We start from the raw sequence: 17,107 nt of genomic DNA, 5'->3' as shown, positions 1-17,107 counted from the left end.
GAATGACCGACCACCCCAGCACCTATAAGGGCGACGGCTGCCATCGCCAGGGTATTCAATGGGATGACCGCGCTTCCTTGCACCGCAAGGATGATAATGACGGCGTACTCGATGGCGCCAAGGGCCTGCGCTCGGGTTCTTTTGCCGAGCTGGTCCGCCACATGATGCTGATGCCGGAAGACGAACGCTCGGCCTATTACATCGAGAAGCTGGGTGACCGCGAATTCCACGCCGAAGAAATCGCCGAGCTTTCGCAGCGCAGCGATTTCCCCGCTGCCTGACGGGACACCAGCGCCAGTGACCACCATTGCCGACTTTTCCGTAGAGACCAACAAGGGCGAAAAGCTCGATCTGAAGGACAAGGTCGGCAAGGTATTGCTGGTGGTGAATACCGCCAGCAAATGCGGCTTTACCCCGCAATATGACGGGCTGGAAAAGCTCTTCCAGGATTACCGGGAGCAGGGGTTCGAGGTGCTTGCCTTCCCCTGCAACCAGTTCGGCGGGCAGGAACCTGGCAATGCCGAAGAGATCGAGCAGTTCTGCAAGGTCAATTTCGGCCTGACTTTCCCATTGATGCAAAAGATCGATGTGAACGGTGCCGATGCGAGTCCGCTGTTCGATTGGATGAAGCGCGAGGCGCCGGGCCTGATGGGCTCGAAAGCGATCAAGTGGAATTTCACCAAGTTCCTGATCGATCGCGAGGGCAATGTCGTGAAGCGTTATGGTCCGACCGATGCGCCGGCGGCCATCGCCAGCGACATCGAAAAGCTGCTCTGAATAATCATGCTGGCCGATCTCAATCAGTGGTTCCTCTCGCTCGGTGAGCAGTACGGGGTGAATCCGTATATCTTTGGCGCGATCTACGTCGGTGCCATTCCTTTCTTCCTTGCCTCGATTGCCTGGCTGGTGAAGCGGGCGAGGGCGGGGCGATCGACTGTTCTGCCCACAATGCTGGCCGGATTCTTTTTCGTATCGGCGTATCTCTATCTCGCGATTGCCGGGCGCAACATTCCCGTCTGGGTCTGGATCTTCCTGGCGGTTCTCGTCGCCTACGGCGCTTGGTCCACCATTCGCGATACGCGGCGGAAAATAGCGCTTTCCGACAAGGAATAGAATTCTCCACGCCCTGTGGAGAATAACCTTGCAGCGCCTCTTTGAGATCGGCGCCGGAAAACCTATTTTGGCTGCATGCCATACAAGCCTTTCGTACCCTTGCGCGTTCTTTCGGCCTATTCGATGCTGGAGGGCGCAATCGATCCGAAGGCGATGGCCAAACTGGCGAAGGAGCGTGGATTTCCGGCCATAGCCATGGCCGATCGCAACGGTCTTTATGGCGCGGTCATGTTCGCCAATGCCTGCAAGGCGGAAGGCATTCAGCCGATCACCGGTACGCTGCTCGGGGTCGCACGGGACGAAGACGGCAAATATGTCGATTATCTGCCGCTTTATGCCCAGAGCGAGGCAGGTTATGACAATCTGTGCCATCTGGTGTCGAAGGCACATCTCGACCGTCCGCTCGAATACGAACCGCATATCGCGCTGCGCGATCTCGAAGGGCGGACCGACGGGCTGATCGCGCTGACCGGCGCGAGCGAGGGCGGCGTCACTCGCCTGCTTGCCGATGGGCAGGCAAGCCACGCTGCCGAAATGTTAGGCAGGCTGGAGGCGCTGTTTCCCGGCAGGCTGTATGTCGAACTGGCGCGGCGCGGGAACCCGGTGGAGGAGGCGGCAGAGGCTGCACTGGTCGACCTGGCCTATGCCCGCGATCTTCCGCTGGTGGCGACCAACCCGGCCAATTTCGCCGAACCGCATATGTACAAGGCGCATGACGCCATGCTGTGTATCGCGAATTCGACCCACATCGATGCCGAGGATCGGCCAAAGTCGAACCCCGAAAGCTACGTCAAGACCGCCCACATGATGGAAGAGGCCTTCGACGACCTGCCCGAGGCGGTGTCGAACACGCTCGTCATCGCGCAGCGCTGTGCCTATGCGCCGCCCTATCGCAAGCCCATCCTGCCCAGTCTCGCCGGCGATCTGGAGGGCGAGGCAAGGATGCTGGAGGAAGACGCGCGCAAGGGACTGGAAAAGCGGCTCGAACCTTATGGCGAGATGAGCGAGGAAGACCGCAAGGTCTATTTCGACCGGCTCGATTACGAGGTCGGTATCATCAATCAGATGGGCTTTCCCGGCTACTTCCTGATCGTTGCCGACTTCATCAAATGGGCCAAGGATCACGATATTCCGGTCGGGCCGGGCCGTGGTTCTGGTGCCGGCAGCCTGGTCGCCTGGGCGCTGACGATTACCGATCTGGACCCGATCCAGCTGGGATTGCTGTTCGAACGCTTCCTCAATCCGGAACGCGTGTCGATGCCCGACTTCGACATCGACTTCTGCGAAACCCGGCGCGGCGAGGTGATCCGCTATGTGCAGGCCAAATATGGCCATGACCACGTGGCGCAGATCATTACCTTCGGTAAGCTGAAGGCGCGCGCCGTGCTGCGCGATACGGGCCGCATCCTGCAGATGAGCTATGGCCATGTGGACCGGATCTGCAAGATGGTGCCCAACCATCCGACCGATCCTTGGACCCTGCCGCGCGCACTCAATGGGGCGGCGGATTTCAAGGCGGAATACGATAACGACAACGAGGTCAAACGCCTGATCGACCTCGCGATGCAGCTTGAAGGCTTCCCCCGCAACAGCTCGACCCACGCGGCGGGCGTGGTGATCGGCGATCGCCCGCTGGCCAAGCTGGTGCCGCTTTATCGCGATCCGCGGTCGGACATGCCAGTGACGCAATACGACATGAAGAATGTCGAGAGCAGCGGTCTGGTCAAGTTCGACTTCCTCGGCCTCAAGACGCTGTCGGTGCTCAAGAAGGCGACCGACCTGCTGGAAAAGCGCGGCGTCCGGATCGACCTGTCCAAGCTCGAACTCGACGATCCGGCGGTCTATGAACTGATGAAGGCGGGTAACACGGTCGGTGTGTTCCAGCTGGAATCGGAAGGCATGCGGCGCACGCTGACGGCGGTGAAGCCGACCAATTTCGGCGACATCATCGCGCTCGTCTCGCTCTATCGTCCGGGCCCGATGGACAACATCCCGCTGTTCGGCAAGCGCAAGGCGGGCGAGGTGGAGATCGAATATCCGCACGCCAAGCTCGAAGGCATCCTCGCCGAGACTTACGGCATTTTCGTCTACCAGGAACAGGTCATGCAGGCCGCGCAGATCCTGGCCGGATATTCGCTCGGCGATGCAGACTTGCTGCGCCGCGCAATGGGCAAGAAGGTCCAGGCCGAAATGGACGCGCAGCGCGAACGTTTCGTGGCAGGCTGCAAGGAAGTTAGCGGGATCGAGAAGGCCAAGGCCAACGAACTATTCGACTTGATCGACAAGTTCGCCGGTTACGGTTTCAACAAGTCGCACGCTGCGGCCTATGCACTGCTGGCCTATCAGACGGCGTGGATGAAGGCGCACTATCCGGAAGAATTCTACGCCGCTTCCATGTGCTTCGACATGCACCAGTCGGAAAAGCTGACCATTTTCGTCGACGACGCGCGGCGTCAGGGCATTGCGGTGGAGCCGCCATGCATCAACCGGTCGGAAGCCGAATTCACGGTCGAGCAGACCGATACAGGCTATGCGGTCCGTTATGCGCTGGCAGGTATCCGCAATGTCGGCGAGCGGGCGATGGAAACCATCGTTGCCGAGCGCGAGGTATCGGGCCAGTTCGACAGTCTGCAGGATCTGTTCGAGCGCATTCCCAAGGGATCGATGAATTCGCGCCAGCTCGAAGCGTTGGCCTGCGCCGGCGGGCTCGATGCGCTCGAGCCGAACCGGGCGAAGGTCTTCGCCAATGCGGATATGCTGCTGGCGGTGGCCGATGCCGCTGCGCGCGAACGCACCAGCGGTCAGGCGAGCATGTTCGGCGGCGATGATGCGCCGGGCGAAACCCTGCGCCTGCGCGAGGTGGAAGACTGGCCCCGGGCCGAGCGGATGGCTCGCGAGCGTGAGAATTTCGGCTTCTATTTTTCCAACCACCCGGTCGCAGCGTGGAAGGACATCGCTTCTGCCAATGGTGCGCGCACCTACGCTTCGCTGATTGCGGGCGGGGCGCCTGTCGGCGGACGATCCAACGCGGTGATGGCCGCCATGGTCGAGAAGGTGAACAAGGGCACCACGCGCCGCGGAAAACCTTTCATCCGGGCAGATTTCTCCGATGCCACCGGACAGTTCAGCGCCGCCTGCTTCGAGGAGAGCATGGTCGATCGCTTCCTGAAGTGGGCCGAGGACCAGACCTGCGTCCTGCTGCAGGTGGAACTCGATTCGCCCAGCCCGGATGAACCGCCGCGTATCACCGTGCGCGGAGGAACGCCGCTGAGCGAGGTGAAGGGCGCCACGCCGATGATCCTCACTCTCGATATCCTCGAGATTGGCGCGGTCGAGACTCTGAAGCGCGAATTGTCCGAGGCGGGCAAGGGGCAGGATGAAGTGATGGTGACGCTACGGCTCGGCAGCGATGCCGAACCCGCCATGCGACTGGGCCGTGATTTCTCGCTCGACGGGGAGCTGGCAGAACGCTTGGCAAGCGTGCCCGGCCTTGCCAAGGTACAGCTCGACAAGCGGCGCGGCGGCTCGCACCTTCGCCTCGTCGCCTGAAGCAGGCGCCCGCGAAAGGGCGCTGCCGGACGAGGAGAGAGAGGCAGATGCTCGGAGCCATGCAGGACTGGACCATGCGCGTGACGCATGTGGTGGATCACGCCGCGCGCGAAGCGGGTAAACGGGAGATTGTGACCCGCTGGGCCGATGGCAGCGAAACCCGCACCAATTGGGCGGGTATCCGCCGGGATGCGCTGAAGATGGCGCAGGCACTGGAACGGCTGGGCCTCAAACCGGGGGACAAGGTCGCCAGCATCGCGATGAACCATTCGCGGCATCTGGTCAGCTGGTTCGGCGTGGCCGGAATGGGCGGGGTGCTCCACACGGTCAACCCGCGCCTGTTCGAGGATCAGCTCGAATACATCGTGAACCATGCCGAAGACCGCGTGGTGATCTACGATGCCATGTTCCAGCCGATCATCGACCTGATGAAAGACCGCTGGCCGAAGGTGGAGCATTACATCTGCTTCGACCCCGGACCGGGCAGAGCCGAGGGCGCGACCGCGTTCGAGGACTGGATCGGCGCGGAAGACGGCGATTATCGCTGGGCCGAAGGCAGCGAGCGCGGTCCCTGCATGATCTGCTACACCAGCGGCACCACGGGCAATCCCAAGGGCGTGCAATACGAACACCGTAGCACGCTGATGCATGCAATGGCCGGTCTCCAGCCGGCCGCTTTCGCCTTCAGCGCGGCCAGCGTGATGCTGCCCGTCGTGCCCATGTTCCACGCCGCCAGCTGGGGCCTGCCCTATGCCGGGGCGATGGCGGGGATCAAATTCGTCTTCAGCGCGGTGAACGATCCCGCTGTCCTGCACGAGATGATGGTCAAGGAAGGCGTGACCGACAGCGCCGGAGTGCCCACCGTGTGGCTGGCGCATTTCCAGTATTGCGACGCCGAGGGCATCGATCTGCCCCCGCTCAAGGTGGCGACCATCGGCGGCTCCGCAGCGCCAAAATCCATGATCGAGCGGCTGATGAAGAGCGGCATCCGCGTCCAGCACGCCTGGGGCATGACCGAGACTTCGCCCATCGGCACCGTCGGCGGGCCGACGCATGACTGGGAGCAGATGAGCTTTGACGAGAAGGTCGCCAAGATCCAGATGCAGGGTCGCCCGATCTTCGGCGTCGAACTGCGCACGGTCGATCTCGACGATTTTACCAAGGTCCTGCCGCGCGATGGCAAGACCTCCGGCGCGCTTCAGATCCGCGGCCCCTGGGTGGTGAAGCGCTATTTCAAGGCCGAGGAAGACGCGGTAACCGAAGACGGCTGGTTTGACACGGGCGATGTCGGCATCCTGCATCCCGACGGCACGCTGCAGCTGACCGACCGGACGAAGGACGTGATCAAATCGGGCGGAGAATGGATTTCCTCGGTCGAGCTGGAAAATGCCGCCGTGGGCCACCCCGCCGTCGCCGAAGCCGCCTGCATCGGCATGGCGCATCCCCGGTGGGACGAGCGCCCGGTGCTCTTCGTCGTCAGGAAGCCGGGTCAGGAATGCGATGCGAAGAGCGTGATCGCCTTTCTGTCCGACAAGGTCGCCAAATGGTGGCTGCCCGATGCGGTCGAGTTCGTGGACGATATTCCCCACACCGCCACCGGCAAGATCAGCAAGAAGGACCTTCGTGCGCGCTTTGCCGATTACCGCCTGCCCGATGCGGAATAGGGTGTGAGCCGGCTGATCCTGCTCAACAAGCCCTTTGGCGTGCTGTCGCAATTCACCGGCGGCAAGGAGGGGGTGGAGGACACGCTGGCGCATCTGGTCGATGTGTCGGGCGTCTATCCCGCAGGCCGGCTGGACAAGGACAGCGAAGGCCTGCTGCTGCTGACCGATGACGGGCGGCTGCAATCGCGGATTGCCGAACCGCGCCACAAGATGGCCAAGACCTATCTGGTGCAGGTCGAGGGGGAGGCCGGCGATGAAGCGCTCGATCGGCTGGCGAAGGGCGTCGCGCTGAAGGACGGGATGACCCGGCCCGCACGCGCCAAGCGGATCGACCCTCCGCCCGTGTGGGAACGCGATCCGCCGGTGCGCTTCCGCAAGAGCGTGCCCGACAGCTGGATCGCGCTGGAAATCACCGAGGGCCGTAACCGCCAGGTCCGCCGCATGACCGCCGCCGTCGGCCTGCCCACCCTGCGCCTCGTCCGCTGGCGCATCGGCGATTGGAGCGTCGATGGCATCGCGCCGGGGACCTATCGTTCCATCGAGGTTTGAGGAGACCGCCATGACCGAGACTTACATCGATCCGAGCCGCGCCAATTTCGAAGCTTTCAAGGACCTGCCGCGCGACGAGCCGATCCACATGCTCAACCTCCTCCAGTACCGCGAGGACGCCGCCTATCCAGAGGGTCACGAACATGCGGCCAAGGGGTGGAGCGGCCGCCGCGCCTATGAGGAATACGGCAAGACCAGCGGCCCGATCTTCCGCCGGGTGGGCGGCAGCATCGTCTGGCGCGGCCTCTTCCAGACGGTGGTCACCGGCCCGGAGGCGATGCAATGGCATGACGGCTTCGTGGCCCAATATCCCGATGCGGGCGCCTTCTTCGAGATGATCAAGGACCCGGATTACCAGAGCGCCGTGGTGAACCGCACGGCGGCGCTGCTGGATAGCCGGCTGGTGCGCTTCAAGCCGGGCGCTGCGGGGGAGGGGTTTTAGTCTGTCGGAACCGCCCGTCGGGTTTGTCGGTGGAAGGAAGGGACCTGAAATAACTTTGGTATCGAAAATGTTTCCGGCAGCACGAAAAATATACGGAAATATTGACGAATTATTCAATATTAGGTGAACAAAATCCCTTGATGAACATCGATTTCAAGAAGACGGTGCAGTGAAAGTACTTAAGATTCTGGCCGTATCCGTTCTGGTTTTCTTTTTTTTGTCCGTGACAGCCTGCGGTTACAGCACGGATACCATACGTTACAAAATGACGGTGGAGGTAAAAACTCCCAAGGGAATTCGCAGCGGGAGTGCCGTCCGCCAGATCGCCTTGGGAGCATCCCCCAACTTTGCCTGTTCGTTGGGGGAAAGTCGACGGTTTTGGCGGCTGAAGGGCGAGGCTGTGACGGTTGAGCTACCGGATGGGCGCCTATTGTTCGCAATCAGTCTTGGTGAATATGTCGACCCCAACCAGCCTACCGGCCAGATGAGCAGGCTGTTTAACAGGTATGGAAGGGGCGCGCCCAAGCCCATTTCTATCTGGTCGAATTCGCGGCGGCTCAAGGCATCGGATTACGATAATTTCATGCCGATGCTGGTGACATTCGACGACGTGAATGACCCCTCGACAGCGAGACTGGTCGAACCCGATGAGCTGGATGCCGAGTTCGGTCCCGGTTTCAAGCTTCATCGAATAACCATCAATCAAACCAATGAGCGTGTGACTGAGGGCATCGAAAAATATTTGCCTTGGATGCTTGAGGCTGAACCCAGAAATTTAGACGGGAGTCGCTTTACAAAAATGCAAACTGACAATTTATATGAACAAATAGGCTACTCACATTTCAGCACTGAACTGATTGATAGAGTATTTTTTGAACGTATCTTTTAGCTGCGATATTTAGTGTGAATCCCTATCGCTATGCACAGTTGGCACAAGTTGTTCAGGATGCGCAGCAACGCTATAAAAAAGCGGCTGAGAAATTGCGCGACCGTGGTGACCCGAATGACCCACGAACCCAGGCGTTCGAAAAGGCGCTGCATGATTTCGGAGACGCTCTGTCGCGCGCCTACCCCGGCGATCTAGGGCGCTACGACCGCCCCGATCAGATGTCGGTTGGTGACATACTTGCATTTCTTGAAGGCGACCCGGTATTCTTCCGTTCCGGTTATTTCAAGGAAAGCCTCCTCGAAAACCTCAAGAAAAGGCATCTGACCACCGAGCAAAAGAGGCGTGTCCGAGACTTGATTTTAAAGCAGGTGCGGCTGTGCAACCGCCGCGAATTCAGACGCTTTTGCAAGCTTGCACCCTACGTCGCTGATGCGGAGCTGAGAGTCGGTCTGGATCAGCTCAGACTAGACCCCGATCATGCAGTCCGGCGCCGCCCACAATGGGTGTTGGATGCGCTGGAGGCGAACCCGCATCCGGAGCGGAACTGATTTCGACCTGCTGCCGCCGGGCTCCACATCGGCCGAGTATCAGGGCCGCATTCGTCTTAACTTTTCAAAGAGCCTTCGTAATCTTTACCTGTCTTGCGGAACGCTTTTAGTCCGGATCGGTATAGCCGGAATGAAACACTCTATCCTTTGCGCTCCGCTTGTTCTTGTCCTTGCTGCCTGCTCGCAAAGCGATGCGGGTGATGAGGCAAGTGTGCCCGCCAGTGAGCAGGCCTCACCCTCCGCCGCCCAGACCGCCCCGCCAGCTGCGAGCGATGACGAGCAGCCGGCGCCCGATACCGGCAGCCAGAAGAATGCCGATGACGAGATGGCCGAGCGCGCGCCGCTTCAGGACACCGTGCCCGAGCGGTTCCGCGGGACCTATGCCGAGACCATCGCCAAATGCGACGAGCCGAGCCACGGGCTGTTCACGGTCGAGGCCAAGGCGATCAGATTCTTCGAAAGCACCGGCGAAGTGCGCAATGTGCGCGCGGATGGCCCCGCCGCCGCGCTCACCGTCTATGAGCAATATGCCGAGGATCCCGGCACCACCTATGCCTTCTACATGCGCCTGCTGCCCGACGGTTCGCTGCGCTACCGCTATGACGACAACGAGCGCATGACCTGGGTGCGCTGCCCCTGATCGCGAAGGGCCGCTGGCCGACTTCTGCGCGCCGCTGAACGATCGGCCCGGATAGTCATTGCCGGTCAAGGATCGGAGAGGCACTATCGCAGGATGAAACGCTTTCGAATCGCTTCCCTGGCCGCGCCCCTGGCCCTGATCGCCTGTGCGCAGGCCGCCAGCGCCACGGTCATCGAAGTCATGAAAAGCCCCTATTGCGGATGCTGCACCGAATGGGTCGAGCGCATGCGCGCTGCGGGGTTCACGGTCGAAGTGACCGAGGTTGACGATACCGCGCCTGCCGCGAAATCGGCGGGTATTCCGGACAATTTGCGCTCCTGCCACACGGCGAGGGTGGAAGGCTATGCGATCGAAGGCCACGTTCCGGCCGAGGACATTCGCACCTTGCTGGCGAAGAAGCCCGATGCGGTCGGCCTGGCGGTTCCCGGCATGCCGGTGGGATCGCCCGGCATGGAGATGGAGGGCAGGGCGGACCGCTATCAGGTCGTCCTCGTCGCCAGGGACGGCCAGCACCGCGTCTTCGCGACCCATGGCGGCACGGCCGACGCGCACGTTCACTAAAGCAACCGCAACTGCCCGCCCACCGCAGGCGGCCTGAACTGCGTGCAATCCAGCTCGAACTTCGTCTTGCCGAGGCCTGCCCGCTTGCAGGCCAGGCGGAAGCGGGAGCGGAAGAGATCGGCCCAGACGCCGGTGGGGCGCAGGCGGGTGAAGAAATCGGGATCGTTGTCCTTCCCGCCGCGGATCGACTGGACGATGCTCATCACCTTGTCCCCGCGATCGGGGTAATGGACCGCCAGCCATTCGCGGAATAGCGGGGCGACCTCGTGCGGCAGGCGCAGCGGGATCCAGCCGACGCTGTGCACCCCGATGGCGGCGGCGCGCTGGACGATTTCCTCCATGAACTCGTCGGTCACCGCCGGGATCACCGGGGCGACCGAGCAATGGCTGGGCACGCCCGCCTCGACCAGTTTCTGCAATGCAACCAGACGCTTGGCAGGCGCAGCTGCGCGCGGTTCGAGCTTGCCCGACAGCTTCGGATCGAGGCTGGTCACCGAAATCGCCACCGCCACCAGCCGCCGCTCGGCCATTTCGGCAAGCAGGTCGAGATCGTCGAGCACGCGGTCCGACTTGGTCGTGATCGTGACGGGATGGCGGGCATCGAGGCACACTTCGAGCACGTCTCGCGTGATGCGGTACTGCCGCTCGATCGGCTGATAGGGATCGGTATTGGTCCCCATGGCAATCGGGCGGGGACGGTACTTCGGCTTGGCCAGCGTGGCGCGCAGCAGTTCGGCCGCATTGGGCTTGGCGAAGAGCTGCGTCTCGAAATCCAGCCCGGGCGACAGATCGTGATAGGCGTGGGTCGGCCGCGCAAAGCAATAGACGCAGCCATGCTCGCACCCGCGATAGGCATTGATCGACCGGTCGAAAAAGATGTCGGGCGACTGGTTGAAGCTGAGGATCGTGCGCGGATGCTCCTCGGTGACCTTGGTGCGCAGCTTGGCGGGCGGTTCGCCCTCGCTCAGCGCCAGCGCCTCCATGTAATCGCGCCAATCGCCATCGGTCTCGCGAGTCGGCAGGCCGAAGCGCGTCGGCACCTCGGCCCCCTGCGCCCCGCGGCCGGGAATGGCTGGTTCTAATCGGCGGTCCATGCATGAGAACATATATGGAACACGGGCGCTTTGCCAGCGGTTAAACGCCTAGCCCGCCGGCCTGCCTGCCTGAAGCATGCGCGGGGCGGTGAAGGGGGAGCGGGAAGGAGCGCCGCCGAGGCCGGCGACCAGCGCGGTTGCGAGGGTGGAGGTTGACACAGTTGACACTGTCCTGGGGAATGAAAACCCGCGGCCCGAACGCGCATTCTGCCTGCTGCGGGCTGGCGCCGTTTGCGCGGAGAAGCCTTCGGCCACACGGCCGAGCGTTTCGGGCGCGGCCCGCGGCGGGGTGAAGGCGGGCGAGCCCCAGCGTTTGCTCAGCACATGCTCCGGCTTGCGGCACAGCCGGTCGACCGCGCCGTAGACGCTGCGCAGCCGTTCTTCCCGCGCGCCAAGGGCAGGTTCGGACTCCTTGGCTTCCTCGGCCTTTTCCAGCTCTTCCATTTCGGCCAGCGACATGTGTTCGAACCCCTCTTCCTCCAGCATGCCGAGGAAGGCCCGGTCCTCGCCGAAGCTGTCGGCGGCCTGCGGGGTCATGCCGATTTCCTCGAGGAAGGCGAGATAGTCTTCCAGCAGGAGCTGTTCCGGCGATGGCTTGGGCGCGGCGGCCGCTTTGCTCGCCCTGTCGGGGCGCGGCGCCAGTTCGGTGCGCGGATCGGCCACGCTGGCGAGGATTTCGTCGAAGCGGCCCGCATCCGATCCCGCGCCGTCCTCGTCCACCAGCCGATCGAGCCGCGCCAGATGCGCGAGCAGCAGGCGGCTGTCATAGCGGCGGCGCGTGCCGACCAGTTCGCCGCGATAGAAGATCTCCTCCTCCACGCCCTCGACCGCGCGTTCGCCCAGCACCTGTTCGCAATTCTGCCGCGCCAGCACCAGCGCCGCCGCCCAGCCGCGCGCGAACATCGCATCGCGGCGGCGCAGGCGATAGGCCGCCTCGGCGGACAGGCCGACACAGCGGCAGGCCTCGCGCACATTGCCGTGCACCGCCAGCCGATCGAGAAAGCGCGCCTTGCGCCCGGGCGTCCAGCCGCGCACGGGAATGTCCTGGGGGATGTGGGTCATGGTGGTCCGTCTCCTGAGAAAATGGAAAGCGAACCGGATCCCTTATGCAGGGATGGGCGTGTAGGAAAATGGTATTTTTTGGGGGAAGGTCCGGAGCCGTTAGCCCCTACTTCGCCCGCAGCCTCGGCATCAGTTCCACGAAATTGCAGGGGCGGTGGCGGCTGTCGAGCTGGAAGGCGAGGATCTTGTCCCAGCCGTCCTTCACCGCGCCGTTCGAGCCGGGCAGGGCGAAGATATAGGTCCCGCGCGATAGGACGGCGCAGGCGCGGCTCTGGATCGTGCTGGTGCCGATGCTGTCATAGCTGAGCATGCGGAACAGTTCGCCGAAACCGGGGATGTCCTTGTCCTTCACTCGGTCGAGCGCCTCCGGCGTCACATCGCGGCCGGTGAGGCCCGTGCCGCCGGTGGTGAGGATCACGTCGATCTCTTCGTCGTCGATCCAGCGGTGGAGATGGGCGGCGATCTCGTTCTTGTCGTCCTTGCTGATCTCGCGCGCGGCGAGCGTGTGGCCGGCCGACGCGATCCGTTCGGCGAGGATATCGCCCGAGGTATCGTCCTTCAGCTCGCGGCTGTCGGAGATGGTCAGCAGGGCGATATTGACCGGTTTGAAGGTCCGGCTGTCGTCGATCGGCATCGGCGGGTCCTCGTGTGGATGGAAAGGCTTAGCGGGTGCGCGGGAATTGCGGCCAGTCGTTTTCGGCCAGTTCCTTGCGGCTGGGCGCGGCGGCATTGGCCTGGCGCAGATACATCCAGTAATTGCGCATCACGATGGCGACATAGCTGCGCGTTTCCCAATAGGGGATTGATTCCATCCACAAAAGCGGATCGCCCTGATCGTTCACCTCGCTGTTCCAGCGCGAGACCGGGGTGGGCCCGGCGTTATAGGCAGCCATGATCTTGGGCAGATGGCCGTTGGTGTAACTGGCCTGCGCCAGCGCCTCGAGCGTGCGTTGCCCGAACGCGAGATTGGTGCGCGGGTCCTTCAGATCGGCATTCGCGCTCATATTGATCGACCCGGCATATTCGCGCGCGGCAATCGGGCGGATCTGCATCAGGCCGATGGCATTGGCGGGGCTCACCACACGTTCGCGGAAATTGGATTCCTGCAGCGCATGGGCGAAGGCCAGCGCCGGGTCCACGCGCCAGCCTCCATGCGGCGTGTGATAGGCGACGGGCCAGCGCAGATTGGGCGGCGAGGCGGTGCCGCGCGGCGCGTTATAGGCCATGTAGGTCTGCGTGCCCGCCAGCCCCAGCGCGCGGGCGAGGCGGGTGAGCGCGGCGAAATCGTCGGGATCGCCGTAGCGGACCTGCCAGCGCAGCACGTCGTCAGCCACATCGCGGCGGCCGACTTCGGCCAGCATCACCGCCTCTCGCACGGCGGGTTCGTCGGCCAGCCGCTGCCAGTCGGCGGCGGTGAGATCGGGCGCGGTGTGATCGGCGGGCAGATCCTTGCCCAGCTGTTCGGCGGCGAGCATGCCGTAGAGCGTTTCGTCATACTGCGTGGCGGCGCGCAAATGCGCCTGCGCCGCCTGCGGTTCGCGGCAGCGGATCAGCGCGCGCGCCGCCCAGTAATGCGCCGCGACGCGCAGTTCGGGATTGTCCGCCCCCTTGGCCGAAGTGGCGAAGAATTCCCCGGCGCGGGCGCAATCGCCGATCCGCCAGGCGGACAGACCCGCCACCCAGTCGCCTTCAGCGACCCATGGGCCCGATCCTTGCGAGACGAGCTGCGCCATGCCGTAGGCTTCGGCATCGCGGTTCTCGATATAATAGCTCCACGCCACGCGCTGGCGCCATTCGGCCCGCGCCTGGGGGGACAGCGAGGCGTCCACCCCGTCGAGCAGGAGGCGGGCCCCGTCGGGATCGTCATTCTTGATCCGGTCGAGAATGGCCGAGCTGACGCTGGCTGGCATGGTCCCGTCGTTGATGCTGCGCGGCAGGGCGCGGCGGGTGATCCCCGGCTGGCGGGTCAGCGACTGTTCGCGCGGCAGGCCCGGCTGCCATGTCAGGCCGCGGGTCTGGCCGAGGCGCACGATGCCTTCGACCTGCGGATTGCGCGGATAGCGCCGCAGCCAGTCCTCGATCCGCGGAAGTTCGATGCGCGGGCTGTTGGGGTCGAGGAAATAGGTCGCCAGCGCGGCGCCGTGCAGCGGGCCGTCGGGGCGCTGCGAGAAGGCGAGTTCGACCCGCTCCCAGTTCTGCGCCTCGATCGCTTCGAACAGCGAGGCGTAATAGGCCCGGTCGTCGGTGGAGAGGAGCTGCGGCAGGGCCGAGGAATGCGACCGGGTGAAATAGGCGACGCTGTCCGACTGGGCGAGCGCGGGGGCGGATGCGGCAAGCGTGCCGAGACTTGCAGTGGCAGCGAAGAGCAGGGGGCGTAGGGTCATGCGGTCCATTCCAGCCAGCGGTTCCAGAAATTGCGGCGGCGCGGGGCGGAGCGGGCGAGTTCGGCCAGCTCCGGCGCGAGCAGCAGGGGGAGGGTGTTGTCGCCCGCCGTCACCACGGCAGGCTCGCGCGCCATTTCGGGCGCAACATTGAACAGGGGCGCTAGCGACCGCCCGAAGGCGAGCACGCGGTGCGGGGCGGCCAGCGCGATGTGATGGCGCGTGACATCGGCCAGCCCGCGCTCGGCCAGCCGGTCCCAGTCGGGCAGCGAGAGCGGTGCGGGCAGCGCGCTGGCGAGATAGGCTTCGTGCGGGGCGATCCCCATGGCGCCCAGAATGGCTTCCAGGAAGCGGCCGGGCGCGCCCGACAGCAGCGCCTCGCTCTCGCCGTCCACCGGTTCGGGCACCAGCACCATCAGTTTGGCCCCGGCCACGCCGCGCGGCGGCAGGCGCAGTTCGGGCCCGGCATGGTGGAGCGATTTGTCGCTCATCCACCATTCGCGAAATTTTTCGAGACTGGCGGGCAGCGCGCCGTCACCGGCGCCGATCGCCGCTTCGCCCGCCGTGCCTTCGAAGGCGCGTTCGAGCGGGGTCTGCTTGGGTTCTTCGGGCGGTTTCTTCGGCTTGGGCGACGCTACGGCCTGCTTTTCTTCCGGCTCTGCCAGCCAGCTGGTCGCTTCATTGCTGAAATCGTCTTCCACACCGGCTTCGCGCCACCAGTCGAGGGCGGCTTCCAGCGCATCTGCGGGCGATAATTCGCGGGTTTCCGGTGTGTCTGCGAGCATAATCCGTCCGCGCAAGGTCTTGACCTCAAACCGCCCAGCAATCAAGGCAATGACAAAGTTTAAGCGACGAAAAGAGAGAGACATGAGCGAACGCGAATCGATGCCCTGCGACGTCGTCATCATCGGCGGCGGCCCGGCCGGCCTTTCGGCGGCGATCCGGTTGAAACAGATCAACGAGGATCTCGAGGTCGTCGTGCTGGAAAAGGGCAGCGAAATCGGCGCGCACATCCTGTCGGGCGCCGTGGTCGATCCCAAGGCGATGGACGAGCTGTTCCCCGAATGGCGCACGATGGATTGCCCGCTGGCCGAAACCCCTGTGACCGAGAACCACCACTGGGTGATGTCGGAAACCGGCAAGTCGGACATGCCCGAATTCCTGTTGCCGCCCTTCATGAGCAATGACGGCAATTACACCGCCTCGCTCGGCAATACCTGCCGCTGGCTGGCCGAACAGGCCGAAGGGCTGGGCGTGATGGTCTTCCCCGGCTTCCCCGCCGCCGAAGTGCTGTTCGATGATAAGGGCGCGGTCACCGGCGTGGTGACACAGGACATGGGCATTGCCGAAGACGGCAGCCACAAGCCCGATTACCAGCCGGGCATGGAAATCCACGCGAAATACACGCTCTTCGCAGAAGGCGCGCGCGGCAATCTGACCAAGAAGATGAAGGCGAAGTTCGACCTGGAGGCCGATTGCGAGCCGCAGGTCTACGGGCTTGGCGTCAAGGAACTGTGGGATGTCGACCCTGCGAAATACGAGCAGGGCAAGGTCATCCACACGCAGGGTTGGCCCCTGTCGGAAACCGGCACCTGGGGCGGCGGCTTCATCTACCACCAGGCAAACGGCCAGGTCGCATTGGGCTTCGTCACCGCGCTCGATTACAAGAACCCTTACGTCTCGCCCTATCAGGAATTCCAGCGCTGGAAGCACCATCCTGAAATCGCCGCACTGCTCGAAGGCGGCAAGCGCGTGGCCTATGGCGGGCGCGTGATCAACGAGGGCGGCTGGCAGTCGGTCCCCAAGCTGGCCTTCCCGGGCGGCGCACTGATCGGCTGTTCCGCGGGCTTCGTGAACGTGCCGCGCATCAAGGGCACGCATACCGCGATGAAGAGCGGCATGCTCGCAGCCGAAAGCATCGCTGCCGCGATCGCCGCCGGGCATGAGCATACCGAGCTGATGGATTACGATGCCGCCGTGCGCGACAGCTGGATCGCCACCGAGCTCAAGATGGTGAAGAACGCGCAGCCCGCCGTGGCCAAATACGGCGAGGATCTGGGCACCGTGCTGGCGGGTATCGACATGTGGATGCGCACGCTCAAGATCGGCCTGCCGATCACGATGAAGCATCACCGCGACCACGAAATGCTCGAACGCGCGGATCTGTTCGCGCCGATCAAATATCCCAAGCCCGACGGCACGCTCAGCTTCGACCGCCTGACCAATGTGGCCTTCAGCTATACAAATCACGCCGAAGACCAGCCGGTGCATCTCAAGGTCTGCGACCGCGAATTGCAGCGGGAAAGCGAGCTGGAGGTCTATGGCGGCCCGTCGACCCGCTATTGCCCCGCCGGTGTCTATGAATGGATCGAGGAAGAGGGGAAGGAGCCCAAGTTCCAGATCAATTCGCAGAACTGCATCCACTGCAAGACCTGCGACATCAAGGACCCGAACCAGAACATCGAATGGACCACCCCCGAAGGCGGCGGCGGGCCGAACTATCCGAATATGTGAGGGTTTCGAAGGCGGCGCAGGGCCACCGGGCAAGCCAAGGGTATGTTTAGCTAAGGTCCATGGATTGATTGGCCTTTGGCCTGCTACGCAACCGCTTCGCT

Annotated in this window: 17 protein-coding genes; 12 read left to right on the top strand and 5 right to left on the bottom strand. The window is 63.4% G+C overall.

The window, feature by feature from the left end; translation table 11 throughout:
• Positions 1 to 2 precede the first annotated feature (2 nt).
• From K3175_RS02000 to K3175_RS01950, 11 genes are all read left to right on the top strand, one after another.
• Entirely contained in the window at positions 3 to 281 is a 279-nt protein-coding gene (locus tag K3175_RS02000; protein WP_221541700.1) for a P-loop NTPase family protein, read from the top strand.
• 16 nt (positions 282 to 297) lie between these two features.
• On the top strand, positions 298 to 777 hold the full coding sequence (locus K3175_RS01995; protein ID WP_221541699.1) for a glutathione peroxidase: 480 nt from the start codon (positions 298 to 300) through the stop codon (positions 775 to 777).
• Positions 778 to 783: 6 nt separating this feature from the next.
• Positions 784 to 1,113 carry a hypothetical protein gene (locus K3175_RS01990; RefSeq protein WP_221541698.1) on the top strand — a complete coding sequence of 110 codons (330 nt, stop codon included), beginning with the start codon at positions 784 to 786 and terminating at the stop codon, positions 1,111 to 1,113.
• Between the two features lie 75 nt (positions 1,114 to 1,188).
• A complete protein-coding gene (dnaE, locus tag K3175_RS01985) occupies positions 1,189 to 4,662 on the top strand; it encodes a DNA polymerase III subunit alpha (protein ID WP_221541697.1) in 3,474 nt (1,157 codons plus the stop codon).
• Positions 4,663 to 4,709: 47 nt separating this feature from the next.
• Positions 4,710 to 6,326 (top strand): long-chain fatty acid--CoA ligase, encoded by a 1,617-nt coding sequence (locus K3175_RS01980; RefSeq protein ID WP_221541696.1) that lies wholly within the window; start codon positions 4,710 to 4,712, stop codon positions 6,324 to 6,326.
• 3 nt (positions 6,327 to 6,329) lie between these two features.
• Positions 6,330 to 6,875, top strand: a complete 546-nt coding sequence (locus K3175_RS01975; protein ID WP_221541695.1) for a pseudouridine synthase — start codon at positions 6,330 to 6,332, stop codon at positions 6,873 to 6,875.
• Between the two features lie 10 nt (positions 6,876 to 6,885).
• Positions 6,886 to 7,317 carry a DUF1330 domain-containing protein gene (locus tag K3175_RS01970; RefSeq protein ID WP_221541694.1) on the top strand — a complete coding sequence of 144 codons (432 nt, stop codon included), beginning with the start codon at positions 6,886 to 6,888 and terminating at the stop codon, positions 7,315 to 7,317.
• 169 nt (positions 7,318 to 7,486) lie between these two features.
• Positions 7,487 to 8,206, top strand: coding sequence for a hypothetical protein (locus K3175_RS01965; protein WP_221541693.1), 720 nt, complete (start codon positions 7,487 to 7,489; stop codon positions 8,204 to 8,206).
• Positions 8,207 to 8,220: 14 nt separating this feature from the next.
• Complete coding sequence (locus tag K3175_RS01960; protein WP_221541692.1) at positions 8,221 to 8,754, top strand: hypothetical protein; 534 nt, start codon at positions 8,221 to 8,223, stop codon at positions 8,752 to 8,754.
• 130 nt (positions 8,755 to 8,884) lie between these two features.
• Positions 8,885 to 9,394: a hypothetical protein gene (locus tag K3175_RS01955; RefSeq protein WP_221541691.1), complete on the top strand. Its 510-nt coding sequence runs from the start codon at positions 8,885 to 8,887 to the stop codon at positions 9,392 to 9,394.
• Between the two features lie 93 nt (positions 9,395 to 9,487).
• Positions 9,488 to 9,955, top strand: coding sequence for a DUF411 domain-containing protein (locus tag K3175_RS01950; protein ID WP_221541690.1), 468 nt, complete (start codon positions 9,488 to 9,490; stop codon positions 9,953 to 9,955).
• Here K3175_RS01950 and K3175_RS01945 read toward each other — a convergent pair.
• The 5 genes from K3175_RS01945 to K3175_RS01925 form a co-directional block, all read right to left on the bottom strand.
• Positions 9,952 to 11,049: a PA0069 family radical SAM protein gene (locus K3175_RS01945; RefSeq protein WP_221541689.1), complete on the bottom strand. Its 1,098-nt coding sequence runs from the start codon at positions 11,047 to 11,049 to the stop codon at positions 9,952 to 9,954. The two genes, K3175_RS01950 and K3175_RS01945, sit on opposite strands and share 4 nt — an antisense overlap.
• 48 nt (positions 11,050 to 11,097) lie before the next feature.
• The gene (locus K3175_RS01940) at positions 11,098 to 12,111 is read right to left on the bottom strand and encodes a hypothetical protein (RefSeq protein WP_221541688.1); all 1,014 of its coding nucleotides are present in this window, start codon (positions 12,109 to 12,111) and stop codon (positions 11,098 to 11,100) included.
• Positions 12,112 to 12,217: 106 nt separating this feature from the next.
• Positions 12,218 to 12,745 carry a molybdenum cofactor biosynthesis protein B gene (gene moaB, locus K3175_RS01935; protein ID WP_221541687.1) on the bottom strand — a complete coding sequence of 176 codons (528 nt, stop codon included), beginning with the start codon at positions 12,743 to 12,745 and terminating at the stop codon, positions 12,218 to 12,220.
• Positions 12,746 to 12,773: 28 nt separating this feature from the next.
• Positions 12,774 to 14,495 carry a lytic transglycosylase domain-containing protein gene (locus tag K3175_RS01930; protein ID WP_345719295.1) on the bottom strand — a complete coding sequence of 574 codons (1,722 nt, stop codon included), beginning with the start codon at positions 14,493 to 14,495 and terminating at the stop codon, positions 12,774 to 12,776.
• Positions 14,492 to 15,277: a hypothetical protein gene (locus tag K3175_RS01925; RefSeq protein ID WP_221541685.1), complete on the bottom strand. Its 786-nt coding sequence runs from the start codon at positions 15,275 to 15,277 to the stop codon at positions 14,492 to 14,494. The genes K3175_RS01930 and K3175_RS01925 overlap by 4 nt, the downstream gene beginning before the upstream one ends.
• Before the next feature lie 82 nt (positions 15,278 to 15,359).
• Here K3175_RS01925 and K3175_RS01920 point away from each other — a divergent pair, with 82 nt between their 5' ends.
• The gene (locus tag K3175_RS01920; protein ID WP_221541684.1) at positions 15,360 to 17,006 is read left to right on the top strand and encodes an electron transfer flavoprotein-ubiquinone oxidoreductase; all 1,647 of its coding nucleotides are present in this window, start codon (positions 15,360 to 15,362) and stop codon (positions 17,004 to 17,006) included.
• Positions 17,007 to 17,107 lie beyond the last annotated feature (101 nt).

The sequence above is a fragment of the Qipengyuania aestuarii genome, from assembly GCF_019711535.1.
GTDB classification, from domain to species: domain Bacteria; phylum Pseudomonadota; class Alphaproteobacteria; order Sphingomonadales; family Sphingomonadaceae; genus Qipengyuania; species Qipengyuania aestuarii.
This window is presented reverse-complemented; position numbering and strand designations above follow the sequence as displayed.

Coding starts and splice junctions, on each gene's coding strand:
- K3175_RS02000 (WP_221541700.1), top strand. CDS start 3: ATGACCGACCACCCCAGCACCTATAAGGGCGACGGCTGCCATCGCCAG.
- K3175_RS01990 (WP_221541698.1), top strand. CDS start 784: ATGCTGGCCGATCTCAATCAGTGGTTCCTCTCGCTCGGTGAGCAGTAC.
- dnaE (WP_221541697.1), top strand. CDS start 1,189: ATGCCATACAAGCCTTTCGTACCCTTGCGCGTTCTTTCGGCCTATTCG.
- K3175_RS01980 (WP_221541696.1), top strand. CDS start 4,710: ATGCTCGGAGCCATGCAGGACTGGACCATGCGCGTGACGCATGTGGTG.
- K3175_RS01970 (WP_221541694.1), top strand. CDS start 6,886: ATGACCGAGACTTACATCGATCCGAGCCGCGCCAATTTCGAAGCTTTC.
- K3175_RS01955 (WP_221541691.1), top strand. CDS start 8,885: ATGAAACACTCTATCCTTTGCGCTCCGCTTGTTCTTGTCCTTGCTGCC.
- K3175_RS01950 (WP_221541690.1), top strand. CDS start 9,488: ATGAAACGCTTTCGAATCGCTTCCCTGGCCGCGCCCCTGGCCCTGATC.
- K3175_RS01945 (WP_221541689.1), bottom strand. CDS start 11,049: ATGGACCGCCGATTAGAACCAGCCATTCCCGGCCGCGGGGCGCAGGGG.
- K3175_RS01940 (WP_221541688.1), bottom strand. CDS start 12,111: ATGACCCACATCCCCCAGGACATTCCCGTGCGCGGCTGGACGCCCGGG.
- moaB (WP_221541687.1), bottom strand. CDS start 12,745: ATGCCGATCGACGACAGCCGGACCTTCAAACCGGTCAATATCGCCCTG.
- K3175_RS01930 (WP_345719295.1), bottom strand. CDS start 14,495: ATGACCCTACGCCCCCTGCTCTTCGCTGCCACTGCAAGTCTCGGCACG.
- K3175_RS01925 (WP_221541685.1), bottom strand. CDS start 15,277: ATGCTCGCAGACACACCGGAAACCCGCGAATTATCGCCCGCAGATGCG.
- K3175_RS01920 (WP_221541684.1), top strand. CDS start 15,360: ATGAGCGAACGCGAATCGATGCCCTGCGACGTCGTCATCATCGGCGGC.